Raw genomic sequence first — 15,196 nt, 5'->3', positions numbered from 1 at the left:
TGTTTCTATGTATGATCAAACGCTTGCCGACCACTGGCAGATCCACCCGGTTGACACCTTTCGGCAGGGCATCTATCCACGTGATGATGAAGGCTGGTTTCCGGCGCATGTTCCTGCTCACTGGCAACAACTGAGCGGCTTTGAACACTATGCAGGCCGAGTTGTCTACCGCTGTCGGTTTCCGTGGTCGGATGCAGAGGCAGCGGATCAAGCGGTGCGCCGCCGATGGCTGCGGCTGAATGGCGTCTTTTATCATTCGCGTGTCTACCTGAACGGGGTAGACCTGGGGGCGCATACGGGCTATTTCGAGCCGCACGAACGCGAGATCACGGGCCTGTTGCAACGCGAGAATACGTTGCTGGTGGAGGTTGAGTGCCCTGATGAACGCAACAAGAGCGGGAAGACGATGATCACCGGCGTCTTTTCGCACTGGGACTGTCTTGATCCGCAGGCGAATCCGGGCGGAATCTGGTTACCCGTTGAGTTGCATCACAGCAGAGCAGTACGGCTAGCGCGGGGGCGCTTGCTGACCCTCACGTGCAATGATCGTTTTGCGCAGATCCGCTTTGATCTCGAAATTGACGCGGCGACCGCGTGCGACGCAACCGTGCGCCTGACCTTTACCCCACGCACCTTTGCCGGTGAAGCGCAACAGATCGAGCAGCAACGCAGCCTTGGACGTGGCCCGCAGCAACTTGGCGGGCTGATCAAACTGCGCGAACCGCGCCTCTGGTGGACACACGACCTGGGGCGACCGGATCTTTATGATGTGACCGTTGAGGTGCTGGTTGACGGGCACATAAGCGATGTTCTACCCATCACCTTTGGCGTGCGTACCTTCGAATTGCGCAACTGGTTGCCCTATCTCAATGGTGAACGCTTTCTGGTCAAGGGCAACAACTACCCGCCAGGGGACATGCGGATTGCCACGATGGACAAAGCCCGGTGTGCCGCCGATCTTGAACTGGCACGGAACTGTCATATGAACATGCTGCGTGTGCATGCCCATGTTGATCACCCGGCGCTCTACGAAGCGGCCAACGAGGCGGGCATCCTGCTCTGGCAAGACTTCCCGTTGCAATGGCTCTATGCCTCGAGCATTCTTGAAGAAGCGCGGCGTCAGGTGCGCGTGATGGTGCATCAACTTGGCAGCCACCCTTCGGTCGCGATCTGGTGCATGCACAACGAATCTTTTTTGATCGAAGATACGGCTGATGAAGGCATCTGGACGCGGATCAAAATGCAACTGAGCGTCTTTGGGCCAAACTGGAATCGCAATGTGATGGACACCCAACTCAAAGCGATTGTTGAGCAAGAAGACCCGACGCGGCCTGTGGTGCGCTCATCAGGCGAACTGGACATCACCTATCTGCGGGAAGGCACTGACGGCCACGCCTACTTTGGCTGGTACCGCAACTATGGCGACCTGCGCGACGCCGAGGTGATGCAAAAACGATTTCCAAATAACATGCGTTTTGTGACCGAATTTGGCACGCAGAGTTTCCCAAATCTTGAGAGTAGTTTGCGTTTTATGCCTGATCCGCTGACTGATGAAGCGATTACGCAACTCGCCACGCGCCATGGCTTGCAGGCAGAAATCATGGACAACTGGCTGCCGTGGCGGCAAGCCGGATCGCTCGCCAACGTCATCAAACTCTCGCAGGACTACCAGATCTTCATCAACCGCTACTACATTGATCGGCTACGCAACAACAAATACCGTCCAACGGGCGGCATCATCGCCTTTCTCTTGCTCGACCCTCACCCGGCGGTACTCTGGAGCGTCGTTGACTACTGGCGGGTGCCCAAACGATCCTACGAGGCCATGCGCATGGCCTACAGCCCACAATACGCCTACTGCGTCTTTGAGCCACGAATGTACAGCATCGGCGAGGCCATCACGCTCGCGTTGAGTGTGGTCAACGACGCACGGCGGGGCATTGTCGGGGCGCAATTGGAAGCGCGGCTGAGCGATCCTGGCGGCAACGTGCTCGCCGAAGTGCGCCACCGGGTCAACCTGCCAGCTGATTGCCTCCCGATCATTGTTGATCGACTGCGGCTCACGCCAACGCAAGCGGGCCGTTACGCCTTGACCATCGGGCTGACCGGGGTCGATCACGAAATTCACCAGATCTACGAAATTGCCGTAGGGTAGTGCCTCCGGCGGGTAGAGTTGGGGGCCGTGCCGTGGACGTCAACGCCTCGGCGAGCAAGGCGCAGGCCACCTCGTGGCTACATGCGCTTCAGCTCTCTTCGCCTGGATAAGGCCGAAGGGCGATGAGCCTGGCTCGGTCGGCGACCAGGTCTAGCCGATTCATGCGCAGAAGGCGTGCAGTGACGCGCCCGTGAGCAGTCAGTGGCTCGATCACGCCGGTGTCGACGCGCAAAAAGTGATCGGCCCAGCGGTCGCGCCGTGGATGGAAAAGCGCCACCACGTTGCCAGTCTCCGGATCGAGTGAACAGATATCGCTGCCCTTGTTCCGGTTACATTCAGCACAGGCGAGGCACAAGTTCCACTCGACTGTCGGCCCATCGTGCTTCTCGGCATAGATGTGGTCGACCTCGTGGGTAAAGAAGGTATCATCCTCGTGCATCTGGCAGTACTCGCAGCGGTCGCCTGCCCGTTCGGCGACCAGTCGCCGCAGTGCCTCTGGGATGTAGGTCATACGTCGGCTGCCAGTTTTTCACGGGCGCGGATCTTGAGGCGGCGTACAAAGTGCTCTAGCTGCAGATAATTCTCCAGTTCAGCACGCTCGGCATCGTTCAAGGTCGTGTTGCGGTTGCCGTCGAGCAGGTAGCGCAAGCGCTCCTGGGCCACAGGCGAGGGCCGCAACGCGATGACCGCCTCCGGTGTAGGCGCCGAGAGCAGGAAGTCGAGCACCTCCTCGGTCGGGTTTGGCTCGGGCATCATAACGGCCATAGGTTCCTCCGCCTGATAACACTCTGTCGAAAACTTAGTTTTATAGAAAAATCCTTCGTTGATGGTCGCCAGACCACGCTCCCCATAGTGTACACGATTCATCGTTGATGTGTAGCCCTATCCGAACAACTGACGGATCTGCCTGAACACAAAAGGCCAACCAGCAGCATAGGCGTGCTCTGGGTGGGCGCGTTATAGTGAAACCCTTTGATATGGCCACAGGCCCCCAAAGATTTCCCAGATGAGCGAAAGATGTGGTATGATATTGATATCTATAACGCATCGCGTAATATGAACGTCTGAACACCAACGGTCAAGGAGGACCAGATGCCCTATCAGATCAAGCGTGTGGCCGTGATTGGGGCTGGCACGATGGGTGCGGCGATTGCTGGCCTGGTTGCCGGTGCGGGTCTGCCAGTGCTCTTGCTCGACATGCCGCCCAGCAAACTCACTCCCGAAGAGGAAGCCAAGGGGCTGTCGCTCGCTCACCCCGCTGTTCGCAATCGGTTTGTGCAGGCCGGTTTTGACCGGATGCGCAAGGCTCGCCCTTCCAATCTCTACAATCAAAACAGTGCGAAACTCATTTCTCTTGGCAATACCGAAGATGACTTCGAAAAATTGGCCGATGTCGATTGGATTGTCGAGGTCATTATCGAGCAACTGGCCCCCAAACAGGCCTTGATGGAGCGGATCGAGGCGGTGCGCAAGCCGGGTGCGATTGTCACCAGCAATACCTCGGGCATTCCCATCGGGTTGATCGCCGAGGGGCGCAGTGATGAGTTCAAGCGTCATTTTTTTGGGGCCCACTTCTTCAACCCACCGCGTTATCTCAAGTTGCTCGAGTTGATCCCTGGTGAGGCAAGCGATCCGGCGGCGGTGGCGGCTTTCCGCAGTTTTGCCGAAAATACGCTCGGCAAGGGTGTAGTGATCTGCAAAGATCGGCCCAATTTCATTGGCAACCGCATCTTTAGCTATGCCGGCCAGGTTGTGCTCAATGAGGCACTCGCCCGTGGCTATACGGTCGAAGAGCTTGATGCGTTGACGGGTTCGCTGATCGGGCGACCCAATACGGCCAGTTGCCGCCTGCTTGACCAGGTTGGCGTGGACGTGATGCACTACGTGGCATCAAATCTCTACAAAGCTATTCCCGAAGACGAGAGCCGCGAGGTCTATACCAATAATGACCTGCTCGAGCGCATGGTCGCCGCCGGTCGTCTGGGCAAGAAGGTCGGCCAGGGCTTCTACAAAGAGGTGCGTGAGGGCAAGAAGCGCGAGTTCTGGTCTCTCGATTTGCAGAGCTTCGAGTATGTTGCGCCGCAAGGCACCGCGTCGGTTGATGCGTTTATCAACGAGGCCAAAAAGCAGAAGGCGTTGCCTGAGCGTTTGCGGTTTATGCTGCGTCGTGCCGCCGAGCAACCCGATGACCGGGGGGCCGCGATTGTCACGCTGGCCATCTTGCCAATGATCGCCTATGCGGCACGTCGGTTGCCCGAGATTGCCGATAGCGTCGCCGATGTGGATAGTGCTATTCGTTGGGGCTTTGCGCATCAACTTGGGCCATTCCAGATCTGGGATGCGCTCGGTGTCGCTGAGGGCGCCGATCTGATGAAGAGCCAGGGTCTGGACGTGCCAGCCTGGGTCGATCAGTTGATCGCCAAAGGCGATGCGCAGTTCTACGGCGACGGCACAGCCTACAATGTTGCCACCGGGCGTCACGAGCCGCTTGTGCGTGACCCACGCGCTATCGATCTGGCGGCCCTCAAGGCCGCAGGGCACGAGGTGCTTGGCAATGCCGCAGCGAGCCTGATTGACCTTGGTGACGGTGTGCTCTGCTTCGAGATCCATTCGAAGGCCAATGCGATCGGCGGGCCGGTTGTCGAGATCCTGCTCGGCGCGATAGAAGAGTTGAAGAACGACAAGTGGGTCGGCATGGTCATCGGCAACCAGGGGGCGCGCTTCTCGGCAGGCTTCGACCTGAACGAGTTGGGCGCTGCGGTGCAGATGGGTGCCTGGGACGACCTTGGCGAGTTGATCGAGTTGGTGCAGCAGACTTTCTACAACCTGCGCTACGCGGCCAAGCCGGTGGTGACCGCACCATTTGCCCACACGCTTGGTGGCGGGGCTGAGTTTGCGATGCACGGCGCAGTGACCGTTGCTGCGGCTGAAACGTATATGGGTCTTCCCGAGTTTGCCGTTGGTCTGGTGCCGGGTTGGGGTGGTTGTACGCAACTCAACCGGCGCATTATTGCCGAAACAGCCCGCAATGGCGGCGATACGCTCAAGGCCTTCCAGCAGGTCTTCGAGACCCTGGCCTTTGCCAAGATCGCAACCAGCGCCCTCGAAGCCCGTGACCTCGGCTATCTGCGATCAACCGATCGCATCGTCTTCAATCAAGACTACCTGATCGGCGAAGCGAAACGCGAGGTGCTACAGCTCGTCGGCGAGGGCTATACGCCGCCCACGCCGGGCAATCACTGCTACGCCCTCGGACGTGACGGCCTGGCAGCAGCGCGGATCGCTATCTACCAGTTGCGTCAGGGCAACTTCGCCACTGAGTATGATGCCATCATTGCCGAAAAGATTGCGCACATCCTGTGTGGGGGCGAATTGAGCAACCCACAATTCGTTGATGAGCAATACCTCTTGAGCCTCGAGCGCGAAGCCCTCCTGTTCCTTGGGCAGGACGAGCGCACGCTTGCACGGGCCAAACATATGATGGAGACCGGCAAGCCCCTGCGTAATTAAGGAAGTTCGCGTATGCTGGTGCAAACGGCTAGCTTCGCTAGCCGTTTGCACCAGCATACGCACGGTACCGATATCAGACAAGAGGATATATCAGGAGAACAATCACATATGGACGAAGCTGTCATTATTGCTGGTGCCCGTACCGCCGTTGGGAAATCAGGCCGTGGTACGTTGCGCACGACCCGCCCCGATGAATTGGCCGCGCTGGTTGTGCAGGCGGCCATCGCTCGCGCACCAGGGCTTGACCCGCGTGAGGTCGAAGATGTGATTATGGGCTGTGCGATGCCCGAGGGTGAGCAGGGGCTCAATCTGGCACGTGTTGCCGCCCAGCGAGCCGGGTTGCCCGATAGCGTCTGTGGCGTCACGGTCAACCGTTTCTGTGCCTCGGGTCTGCAGACCGTCGCGATGGCCGCGCAGCAGATCATGATGGGGCAGGCTGACGTGATTATCGCCGGTGGGGCCGAAAGCATGAGCATGGTGCCAATGTCGGGCAACAAGTTCTCGCCCAATCCGCACCTCGCCCAGCACGATCCGGCCGTCTATCTCGGCATGGGTCTGACTGCGGAGAATGTCGCCCGCGACCACAAGGTGAGCCGTGAAGACCAGGATGCGTTTGCGCTCCGTTCGCATCAGAAGGCGCTGCATGCTCAGCAAGAGGGCTATTTTGCCCCCGGGATCGTGCCGGTTGAGGTGCAACTGACCGAACTGGTTGCTGGACGGGCGCAGACACGCACGATGACGTTTGATCGCGACGAGGGTCCGCGGGCCGATACGTCACTCGAAGCATTGGCGAAACTCAAAGCAGCTTTCAGCGCCACTGGTAGCGTAACGGCAGGCAATAGCTCGCAGACAAGCGACGGTGCCGCCGCTGTGCTGGTGATGAGTCGTCGCAAAGCAGATGCCCTGGGGCTCAAGCCTCGCGCACGCTTCCTCAGCTTTGCCGTTGGCGGCGTAGCCCCGGAAGTGATGGGCATCGGGCCAGTCGTCGCGATCCCCAAGGCGCTCAAGTTGGCCGGTCTCGAGTTGAGCCAGATCGACCTGATCGAGCTCAACGAGGCGTTTGCGGCGCAGGCTCTCGCCGTTGCGCGTGAGCTTGGCCTTGACATCGAGAAACTCAACGTCAACGGTGGGGCCATCGCACTCGGGCATCCGCTGGGTTGCACCGGGGCCAAGCTCACCGTCCAGATCCTCGACGAACTCGAGCGGCGCGGCGGGCGCTATGGCATGGTCACGATGTGCATCGGTGGTGGTATGGGTGCCGCTGGGATTTTTGAGCGCTTGTAACCTAGCAACGACCGATCATTCATTGCGTACCGAAAACCACCAGCTACACTGGCGGTTTTCGGTACGCTGATCCTAAAACAACAAATTCCCCACAAACCCGAGCACCAGCGACAAAATAACGAATAACGCGACCAACCCGAGCACGGCGAGGCCAAGGATGTTGCCCAGGTTGAGCGACCGTGACGGACGAGCCTCTTCGCCTTCGCCGATCTGCCGGACGGTGCGTACCGTCTGCGTGATCAGGGTTTCGGTGCTGACCGGTTCGACGCCGATCCATTGCCAGGTGCTGCTGCGGGTGGGGACAAGCAGTTTGCGGGCCGGGCTGGTATGAACCAGTTGCACGAGTTCGGGTGACAGACCTTCCGGGCCACTTGTTGCCATCGTCCACGGTCCGACAATCAAGCCCGCCTCGGCGAGTTGGGCAGCGGCAACGCTGGCGTCCCCATCAGGTCTGATCAGATCAAGCTGAAGGCCAGGCAGTTCCTGTTGCAAGCGGGTCGCGACGGCTTGCCCAAAGGTACCGTCGCCGGGCGCAACAATCGCTACGCGCAGCGCAGCGAGGCGGGCCGCAAGCTCGCGCCGCTGGGCCCGTCCATCGGCACGCACCTCGGAACCGTGGTAGAGCCAGGCCAGGCCAGCGAGGAGGGTAAAGGCAATTGCCTGACCAAGATCGCTGAGCAGATTGCCTTCACTTGGGTCGCCGAGAATCAGGCGCAGCAGGCGGGCAATGACATAGATCGCCCCGCTGAGCACCACCATCGTTGCCACAAAGAGATATCCATAGAGATAGATTTTGCGCACAAGCGACGTGCGTTCGGCACTTCCCGCTGGCCCGGAGAGTTCGGCTGCCACCATAATGCGGCGCCAAGGCCAGATCCAGACCGCAATGCCAGCTATCAGCGCCGCCGTGAACCAGGCAAGCTGGGTACTGAGCAGATCGGTAAAGCCGCGGTCAGCAAAGGCGCGGATGATCACACTGAGGATGCCCCCGCCACCAACGAGCGCCGCCGCCAGGCCAATCGCGGCCACAAGATAGAGATAGGTACGACGCACTGCCGCCTGGCGCGGAACCTCGCTGGATCGTGTGGCATCCTGCTGTAACACACGAGCGTGATACGCCCAGAATATCCCCGAGGCGATGATGATCGTCAACGGCTCACGCAGATCGCCTTCGGGTGAGAGACCGAGCAGTTGCTGCAACAGACCGGCAAGAATAAAAGTCGCATTCGTCACTGCCGCCAGCACCGTCACAAAGACGATCGCATAGAGATAGAGCTTGCGCAGTGCCGATTCGTGCTCATCTTGATCTGGCCCGTCAAAGAGCGCCTGCGCCCAACTCCAGAAGATGAGCCAGACTGGCACGCCGATGGCAAGGCGGGCAATGTCATCATAGAGGCTCAAGAGTGAGAGCGCTCCTGTCAACCCGGAGCCGGAGCCGAACTGGAAAAGGAGCCAGCGGAGCAGACTCGTTGCGGCGGAGGCGACCATGATCAACCCGGTGGTACTGAAGGCAAAGAGATAGAACCGGCGGAAACCAGCCGTGAGATCCGTTTCGGGGAGTGCCGCACGATCGGCATTGACGATCCGGTGGTGATACCACCAGAGCAACCCAAGGACAACGATAGCAACGAGGCTGCGTAGCAGGTGTTCAGTTGCGGTAAACCGGCCAATGAACGAGGAACCCGATCCGCTCGAAATGAGGGTGAGCAGCGCTTGCACGAGGCTCACGCCATTGAAAATCGCCGGCCAGAGCAGCGCGGCCATCGTCGCATAGAGATAAAACCGCCGCTCGGGGCTGCCGCGTTCTTCAGGATCGCCGCTCGCCAGGCGTTGCCCCCAGATCCAGTGACCGAGAAAGATCGGCAATCCAATAATGATCACGGCAAGCTGAAAGGCAACGGCAGCCACCGGATCGCGGCCATCGGTTTGCAAAACCCCGCGAAGAAGGGCAATCGTGGCCCAGGTTGTCGCATGGAGACTGACAGCGCAAACGAGCAGGATATACCAACGTCGAATGGTAGCCATCGTTAGTTGCATCCTTCCGTCTCATTCCAGCACCAAGCCCAGTAGCGATCAGCACCGGTCAACTTCCAGTTTGCCTCGGGGGCATCGCGCACGAGTGACATGACAAAGGTAGAACTATACTGACCACTGCCAAAGAGCCCCCCCTGCGAAAAATAGGTTTGACGCACATTCACTGTCGCCTGGTTATTGGTTACCGTACTCGACAAAACCTCCCAGGATGACGAACTCTGGTTCATCTCGAGGCCGCTGGTATAAGAAGAGATATCACGCGTAAAGAGCTCAAGCGTCGCTGGAAACCCGGGCAACTCAGGATCAAGATAGCCATACGCACGTGCCAAATCGCCTTGGCGAAGCGCAAGCAAATAGTTATGGGCCACCCCTTCGGGCGTTGTTTCAGGCTGAAATGTTGGCTCAGGGCGCATCATCGCAACGACAAACGCAACCACAACGAGCACAACAATTCCAACCACAATGCCGATCAGAAAGGTGTCTTTTCTTTTCATAGGTTCTATTCCTAGACACACACGACCAGCGAAGCTGGTCGTGTGTGTCTGCAATCATAATTCTTGGGGAGCTAGAGCCGTACGGTGCCGCGGAGGAAGCGCAACGCAGTTTCAGCGAGGATAGCGGAGCCGATAGGGAGGCTGCGTTCATCAATGTCAAAGATTGGCGTATGATGGGCACGCATCACACCGTCATCAATGGCAGCCCCAAGCATCAACATTGCCCCGGGAGCCTTCTGGCACATATAGGCAAAATCCTCAGCCCCAAGCCCTGCCGGGGCATGATCAAAGGCGTCACTGCCGAGCATCGAGCCGGCTACCTGTTCAAGCCAGCCCGCGACACGCTGGTCATTCCAGCCTGCAGGATAGCCACGCCCGATCTTCAACCGATAATCGCCGCCGAAGGCACGGGTCACGGCGAACGCCTTCTCGACCTCGCTGATCAACTGTTCACGCACCCGCGGATTGTAGCTGCGCAAGGTCCCTTGCAAGCGCACCTCACTCGGGATGACATTTGACGCCCCCTGCGCCTCGACGACGCCAACGCTGAGCACGGTTGGCTCGACGGGATCAATGCGCCGGGCCTTGATGCCATAGAGTGCCGTGAGCACCGGGATGAGCATGTAGATCGGGTCAGTGCCCTCGTGGGGTGCGGCCCCGTGGCCGCCTGTGGCAAGCAAGGAACCAGTGAAATCATCCACGGCCGCCGAGGTCCAGCCGCCACGGATGGTCACTTTGCCCATTGGCAACGTCGAATCAACATGGAGCGCAATCACGGCGTCGACACCCTCCATGACGCCTTCTTCGACCATACGCAGGCCGCCGCTCTTGCCTTCGTCGTCCCAACTCTCTTCTGAGGGCTGAAAGATGAAGCGTACGCGCCCGCGTAGGCGTTCATTGGCAAATTGTTCACGGAGCAGATGGGCCGCCCCGAGCAACATGGCGGTATGTGCATCGTGGCCGCAGGCGTGCATCACGCCGTGATTCTGTGAGGCATACGCGGTTGCATTTGCCTCAATAATCGGGAGTGCATCCATATCAGCGCGGATCGCAATGGTTGGCCCACCACCGGGGCCAAGTTCGCCGACAACGCCGGTACGCGCAATGCCCGTACGTACCGTGATATCCCCAATCTCGGCCAGCGTATCGACCACCATGGCCGCCGTCCGTGTCTCGGCAAAGCTCAATTCGGGGTGCGTATGAAGATCTCGCCGGAGACGCACGAGTTCAGCGGCGAGCGCATTGGCACGGTCAAGCATATGTTTTTCTCTTCGATCGTGATGGATATGGGCCGTAGGCCCATATCCATCACGATCAGGGCTTTCCGACCAGTAAACATGTTTGGCAAGCGTAGGCTCCCACGTCTTGCCCCCGTGGAGGCGAGAACAGAAGCGTATTGCTGATAGTATACCATCACCTCGAATGAACCATCTCGGGCAAAGCAGGCATGGTATAATTCCGCACGTTGAGATTGTCAGCCTACAGGTGAGGAGAGCATTATGAAGGAGCGGCGTGTCGTTGTGACGGGGATGGGGGCGATCAGCCCGCTTGGTCTGAGTGTTCCCGAGTTGTGGCAGGGCATTGTTGAGGCGCGCAGTGGCGTTGGCCCACTGACCCTGTTCGACCCGACCGGCTTTGACACACGCTTTGCTGCTGAGGTCAAGGGCTTCGATCCGGCGAATTTTATGGATCGCAAAGAGGCACGGCGGACTGATCGTTTTGTGCAACTGGCCGTCGCCGCATCGAATGAGGCGCTGCATCATTCAGGCTTGAAGATTACCGAAGCGAACCGTGATGAGATTGGGGTCTTTATCGCCAGTGGCATTGGGGGTATTGGCACCCTGAGCGAGCAACTCGATGTGTTGCGGGCACGCGGTCCGGGGCGGATCAGTCCATTCTTGATCCCTTCGATGATTACCAATCTTGCGGCAGGCCAGGTCTCGATTGTCAGCGGGGCGCGTGGGCCGAGCTATTGTCTAACGTCGGCCTGCGCGAGTTCAGCCCATGCGATTGGCGAGGCTGCCGAGACGATTCGGCGGGGTTGGGCCAAGGCGGTGATCGTCGGGGGCAGCGAGGCGAGCATTACGCCAATCGGGATTGCCGGGTTCAATGCGATGCGGGCGCTTTCGACGAATAATGACCAGATGGCTACAGCCTCACGCCCATTTGATGCGACCCGCGATGGCTTTGTAATGGGTGAAGGTGCCGCCTCACTCATCCTGGAAGATGCCGAAGAGGCGATGAACCGCGGCGCAACGATCCTGGCTGAAGTGGTCGGCTATGCCTCGACTTCTGATGCGTACCATATCTCGAATCTGTCTGAGGATGGCGAAGGCGTCGCCCGTGCGATCCGCCTGGCCCTCAAGCGTGCCGAGATAACCCCTGATCAGGTCGATTACATCAATGCCCACGCGACGAGCACGCCCGCGGGCGATCCGGTCGAATCGCTGGCGATCAAGCAGGTCTTTGGGGGACGCGAAACGGCCCCGCCAATCAGTGCCAGCAAATCACAGTTTGGGCATCTGCTTGGTGCCGCCGGTGCAATCGAGACGGTCGTCGGCGTGCTGGCGATGCAGCATAATCTCTTGCCTGCCACGATCAACCTGACCAGCCCCGATCCTGCCTGCGACCTTGATTATGTCCCAAACATCCCCCGACCTGGCCAGATTAATGTTGTGCTGAGCAATTCGTTTGGCTTTGGTGGGCACAATGTGTGTCTCGTGCTCAAGCGTTTTGTTGCCTGAAGTGGAGGATGTTCGCCGGCTGGTTCAAACGCCAGCGTAACTGGCGTTTGAACCAGCGAAGAAGTCAGGTTTGGGGCGCAATCCCCAAGAATTGCGCTTCTATGTTGGAAGGCAGTAGCCCTCCAGGATACACCAGGTAGTCATGCTTATGCCGAGCCGCTTAGAAGAGATTATTGGCGTTACCTTCCACGATCCCCTGTTGTTGCAGAGTGCGTTTGTGCATCGTTCGTTTATGCATGAACATCCCGAACGGGTGCCGGGGCTCTCTTCCAATGAACGGCTTGAGTTCCTTGGTGATGCGGTGCTCAATTTCCTGACGGCGGCGTGGCTCTTTGTGCGCTACCCAGATCGCAGTGAAGGTGAATTGACCAGCCTTCGTTCGGGACTGGTCAAGACAACGACGCTAGCCGGGTTTGCGCGTGAACTCGATCTCGGCACCTATATTCGCATTAGCCGTGGCGAAGATACGCCTGCGGCACGGAACCGTGATGCGCTGCTGGCCGATATCTTTGAAGCGGTGCTCGGGGCAATCTATCTTGACCAGGGCGTTGAAGGGGTGGCGCTCTTTGTGACCCCCTTCCTCGAACGCCAGATGAAGACGATTGAATCAGGTGGCGGCGAGGTGAACTATCGAACCCGGTTGCAAGAGGTCGCTCAGGCTCGTTATGGTCAGACCCCTATGTACCGCGTGATTGAAGAGGATGGGCCGGCCCATCAGCGTGTCTTTACGATGGAAGTTCGCGTTGGTGAGCAGGTGCTCGGCATTGGTCGCGGCTTGAATAAGCAAGCCGCAGCGCAAACCGCTGCCCAGGAGGCGTTGCATCGCCTGGCTGTTGTTGAGGATGATCCAGCATGACGCGAGGTCTGATTACAGGCGGTACGGGCTATCTTGGGCAGGTGTTGATCCGCCAGGCCTGCGCACTAGGTTATGATGTGGTGGCGACCCATTACACGCAGATACCTGTGCCGGTGCCTGGGGTGACCTGGGCGGCGCTGGATGTGCGCGATCCGCACGCCGTTCGGTCGCTCGTTGAAGCGGTGCACCCAGCCTGGGTTATCCACACTGCTTTTTTGCAGAACGGCCCCGAGGTGATGGCAATTACCGGCGAAGGGGCCGGCCATGTCGCGGTTGCGGCAGCTGCGGTCAATGCACGTCTGATCCATCTGTCGAGTGATGTTATTTTCGATGGCGAACGTGACACCCCGTATACCGAAGATGACCCGCCGGAGCCCGTCACTGACTACGGGCGCGCCAAGGCGCACGCCGAGGCGCTTGTTGCGGCGGCGCATCCCAAGGCGGTCTTGGTGCGTACGTCGCTGATCTATGGGTTCGACCCGATTGATAAGATTTCGCGCTTTGTCCTCGATGTCGCCGAGGGGCGTGCCGCTGCGGCTTTGTTCACCGATGAGTACCGTTGCCCGATCTTTGTCGAAGATCTCGCCGCTGCGTTGCTCGAATTGCTTACACTCCCCTACCAGGGTGTGTTGCATATCGCCGGGGCAAGCTGTGTCAGTCGCTATGCAATGGGTTGCCTGATCGCACAGGCGTGGCAGATCGATCCCACCGGCATCCCCGCCGGGCTCAGTGCCACGAGTCCAATCCGGCGCCCCCGCAACTGTCGCCTCGCGATTACACGTGCCCAGGCGTTGCTTCAGACCCGCCTGCGGGGCATCGATGAGGTGCTGCGCGAGCGGGGCGGTGAGCGGCGGGAAAGGGTGTGATGGATGCGAATTGGGCTTGATGCGCGCTATGCCACCGAGCATTTTCCAGGGATTGGCCGGTATACCGTCGGTCTCGCCCGTGCGTTCGCCGAGATTAGCCACGGCCATACGCTGGTGCTCATTGTTGATCCCCGTCAGTTGCGCGAGAGTCGCTATGATCTGGCGGCGATCGCGGCGATGCCCGGGGTCGAGACGGCGCATCTGGCGGCAGGGCCGTTTAGTCTCAAGCAGCAGGTTGCGCTGCCATCCCTCGCCCGTCGCCTCGGGTTGGATGTGTTGCATTCGCCCTATGTGGTCAAACCGTATCTTGGCCTACCTTGCCCGTCGGTCGTCACCGTGTATGACCTGATCGGCTGGCGCTATCCGCGCACGCTCTCGGCACGGGGGCGGCTCTTCTACCGCCTGACGATGGATCTGGCGCTGCGCACCGCAACGCGCATCCTGACGATTTCGGAGAGTTCGCGCGCCGATCTTGCGTATGTCTACCCCTATGCCGCCAGTCGCCTCGTGGTGACGCCTCTCGCCGCCGAGCGCCGGTTTCAACCCCAACCAGCAGAAGTTGTCGCCCAGGTGCGCCAGCGTTATGCGCTCCCCAACGATTATGTGCTCTATGTTGGTTCCCAGAAGGCACACAAGAATCTTGAACGCCTTGTGCGGGCGTGGGAACGGATGCTGGAGTTTGAAGCGCGCCAGACCCCCGGTGCCTGGACGCTGGTGCTGGCCGGTCATGCCGAACGCGGGCAGACGAGTCTGCACCAGTTTGTCAAACAGCGTGGTCTCGCCGACCGGGTTCGCTTTGTGCCCAATGTGGCCGACGAAGACCTGCCCGCGCTCTACAGTGGTGCGACCGTCTTTGCTTTCCCATCGTATTATGAGGGTTTTGGCCTACCCCCGCTCGAAGCAATGGCCTGTGGTGTGCCGGTGCTCTGTGCCTATGCTTCGAGTCTGCCTGAGGTCGTGGGTGAGGCCGCGCTCACGGTGGATCCCTTCAATGCGCTTGAAATGGCCGAAGGACTCTGGCGGTTGCTCAACAATCCGCTCTTGCGCCGCGATCTCGCGGCCCGCGGTGCCCGGCGTGCCCGTGACTTTTCGTGGCGCCGCACTGCGCTTGGCACGCTCCGTGTGTACGAGGGACTCGCGGCCCGCTCCTGATGTGGCGCGAGTCTGGGTGCGCGAGCGTCCCGCTCGCTTCGGGAACACCAGCGGGCGAGACGCCCGCGCACCCAGGAAAGCGAGAAAACTTACGTAAACAC

At 59.5% G+C, this 15,196-nt stretch carries 12 protein-coding genes; 7 read left to right on the top strand and 5 right to left on the bottom strand.

The genetic code is table 11. From position 1 onward, the window contains the following. The first annotated feature begins 7 nt into the window (after positions 1–7). Positions 8–2,155, top strand: a complete 2,148-nt coding sequence (locus EYB53_RS05455) for a glycoside hydrolase family 2 protein (RefSeq protein ID WP_135477191.1) — start codon at positions 8–10, stop codon at positions 2,153–2,155. Between the two features lie 88 nt (positions 2,156–2,243). Here EYB53_RS05455 and EYB53_RS05450 read toward each other — a convergent pair whose 3' ends face one another. Then, positions 2,244–2,666: an HNH endonuclease gene (locus EYB53_RS05450; RefSeq protein WP_135477190.1), complete on the bottom strand. Its 423-nt coding sequence runs from the start codon at positions 2,664–2,666 to the stop codon at positions 2,244–2,246. After that, positions 2,663–2,920: a hypothetical protein gene (locus tag EYB53_RS05445; RefSeq protein ID WP_135477189.1), complete on the bottom strand. Its 258-nt coding sequence runs from the start codon at positions 2,918–2,920 to the stop codon at positions 2,663–2,665. Before EYB53_RS05445 ends, EYB53_RS05450 begins: the two co-directional genes overlap by 4 nt. A gap of 327 nt (positions 2,921–3,247) precedes the next feature. Between EYB53_RS05445 and EYB53_RS05440 the strand changes: the two genes are divergently transcribed. Then, the gene (locus EYB53_RS05440; RefSeq protein ID WP_135477188.1) at positions 3,248–5,665 is read left to right on the top strand and encodes a 3-hydroxyacyl-CoA dehydrogenase/enoyl-CoA hydratase family protein; all 2,418 of its coding nucleotides are present in this window, start codon (positions 3,248–3,250) and stop codon (positions 5,663–5,665) included. Positions 5,666–5,773: 108 nt separating this feature from the next. Next, positions 5,774–6,949 carry an acetyl-CoA C-acyltransferase gene (locus EYB53_RS05435; RefSeq protein WP_135477187.1) on the top strand — a complete coding sequence of 392 codons (1,176 nt, stop codon included), beginning with the start codon at positions 5,774–5,776 and terminating at the stop codon, positions 6,947–6,949. Between the two features lie 72 nt (positions 6,950–7,021). On the opposite strand, the gene EYB53_RS05430 is transcribed toward EYB53_RS05435, so the two are convergent. The 3 genes from EYB53_RS05430 to EYB53_RS05420 all read right to left on the bottom strand — a co-directional run bounded on the left by EYB53_RS05430 (position 7,022) and on the right by EYB53_RS05420 (position 10,736). Next, complete coding sequence (locus EYB53_RS05430) at positions 7,022–8,974, bottom strand: DUF5671 domain-containing protein (RefSeq protein WP_135477186.1); 1,953 nt, start codon at positions 8,972–8,974, stop codon at positions 7,022–7,024. Positions 8,975–8,976: 2 nt separating this feature from the next. Next, complete coding sequence (locus EYB53_RS05425) at positions 8,977–9,477, bottom strand: hypothetical protein (protein WP_135477185.1); 501 nt, start codon at positions 9,475–9,477, stop codon at positions 8,977–8,979. Positions 9,478–9,548: 71 nt separating this feature from the next. Continuing rightward, a complete protein-coding gene (locus EYB53_RS05420) occupies positions 9,549–10,736 on the bottom strand; it encodes a M20 metallopeptidase family protein (protein ID WP_135477184.1) in 1,188 nt (395 codons plus the stop codon). A 240-nt stretch (positions 10,737–10,976) separates the two neighbouring features. On the opposite strand from EYB53_RS05420, the gene fabF reads away from it, so the two are divergent. From fabF to EYB53_RS05400, 4 genes are all read left to right on the top strand, one after another. Further along, positions 10,977–12,221 (top strand): beta-ketoacyl-ACP synthase II, encoded by a 1,245-nt coding sequence (fabF, locus tag EYB53_RS05415; RefSeq protein WP_135477183.1) that lies wholly within the window; start codon positions 10,977–10,979, stop codon positions 12,219–12,221. Between the two features lie 148 nt (positions 12,222–12,369). Continuing rightward, positions 12,370–13,077: a ribonuclease III gene (gene rnc, locus EYB53_RS05410; RefSeq protein ID WP_135477182.1), complete on the top strand. Its 708-nt coding sequence runs from the start codon at positions 12,370–12,372 to the stop codon at positions 13,075–13,077. Then, on the top strand, positions 13,074–13,943 hold the full coding sequence (locus tag EYB53_RS05405; RefSeq protein ID WP_216863583.1) for an SDR family oxidoreductase: 870 nt from the start codon (positions 13,074–13,076) through the stop codon (positions 13,941–13,943). Before rnc ends, EYB53_RS05405 begins: the two co-directional genes overlap by 4 nt. Before the next feature lie 3 nt (positions 13,944–13,946). After that, entirely contained in the window at positions 13,947–15,095 is a 1,149-nt protein-coding gene (locus tag EYB53_RS05400; RefSeq protein WP_216863582.1) for a glycosyltransferase family 4 protein, read from the top strand. Positions 15,096–15,196 lie beyond the last annotated feature (101 nt).

The organism is Candidatus Chloroploca mongolica, from assembly GCF_004762035.2.
In the GTDB taxonomy this organism is placed as follows: Bacteria; Chloroflexota; Chloroflexia; order Chloroflexales; family Chloroflexaceae; genus Chloroploca; species Chloroploca mongolica.
The sequence above is the reverse complement of the archived record's forward strand: the minus strand, read 5'-3'. Positions and strand labels throughout refer to the sequence as shown.